This is a genomic window from Mesorhizobium sp. M8A.F.Ca.ET.208.01.1.1 (assembly GCF_004791315.1).
GTDB lineage: Bacteria > Pseudomonadota > Alphaproteobacteria > Rhizobiales > Rhizobiaceae > Mesorhizobium.
In genome coordinates, this window is the sequence record NZ_SRUT01000319.1 from 1 (window position 1) to 299 (window position 299).

1 protein-coding gene is annotated in these 299 nt (G+C 64.5%); it reads left to right on the forward strand.

The genetic code is table 11. The features are described 5' to 3' along the window. A partial coding sequence (locus EN851_RS35470) for a GGDEF domain-containing protein (protein WP_135931123.1) occupies positions 1–299 on the forward strand: 299 nt, incomplete at both ends.

Here is a 299-nt window from a genome sequence, read left to right on the forward strand (position 1 = left end):
AGAATCGACGGCAATTCGGAGAGCGACTGCAGGAAGCGCTGGCGGCAATCGGCGGCCCAAAACCGAAAGCCGCCCTGCTCCAGATCGACCTTGACGATTTCAAGTCGGTCAACGACACGCTCGGCCATGGAGCAGGCGACACGCTTCTGCAACTCGCGGCAGGCCGAATCCGCGACGCGCTGCGGGATGGCGAGTCCGCGTACCGGTATGCCGGCGATGAGTTCGCTGTCATCCAAGTGGGCAAGGAGCAGCCCGCGGAGGCCGAGCGCCTAGCCGGATCGCTGATCGACGCGTTCAAG